Origin of the sequence: Mesorhizobium sp. M8A.F.Ca.ET.021.01.1.1 (assembly GCF_003998025.1) — a bacterium.
Lineage (GTDB): Bacteria > Pseudomonadota > Alphaproteobacteria > Rhizobiales > Rhizobiaceae > Mesorhizobium.
On the sequence record NZ_RZSJ01001081.1, the window covers coordinates 1 to 565 of the forward strand.

1 protein-coding gene is annotated in these 565 nt (G+C 69.7%); it reads left to right on the forward strand.

The window, feature by feature from the left end:
* Window positions 1-565 (forward strand): methyltransferase domain-containing protein (locus EOA36_RS36710; protein WP_127281328.1); only part of this gene is annotated, 565 nt, incomplete at both ends.

Sequence of the window (565 nt, forward strand, 5' to 3'; positions counted from 1 at the left end):
CATCCGCCCGGGCTGGAGCGTGCTCGACGCCGGATGCGGCAGCGGCGGCTTCCTGCCGCTCATCGCGAGGGCCGTCGGCCCATCCGGCTTCATCGCCGCGCTCGACCTAGCGCCTGAAAACATCGGCCGGGTCGAGGCGCTGGCGGGCACGCTGCCCGAGCCGCCGGAAATCGCCACTGAAGTCGGCAGCATCCTGTCGCTGCCATTCGCCGACGCCTCGTTCGATTGCGTCTGGTCCGGCAATGTCATGCAGTATCTGACGCCGGCCGAGTTCGAGCTTGCCGTCGGCGAGGCCAGGCGCGTGCTGAAGCCGGGCGGCATTTTCGCGGTCAAGGATTTCGATTCGACCATCCTGCAGATCCTGCCCATGGACCGAGCCCTTCTGGCGCGCTTCATGGCCGCCAGGCTGCAGGGGTTTCGCGACCGGGGCGTGCTCGGCACCGATTGCGGCTCGACGCTTCCGGCGCGCCTGCGGCAAGCGGGGCTGGAGGTCGTCAGCCGCAAGGGCTGGCTGGTCGAGCGCTGGGCGCCCGCGCCTCGCTTCACGCGCGACTATGTTCGCGAC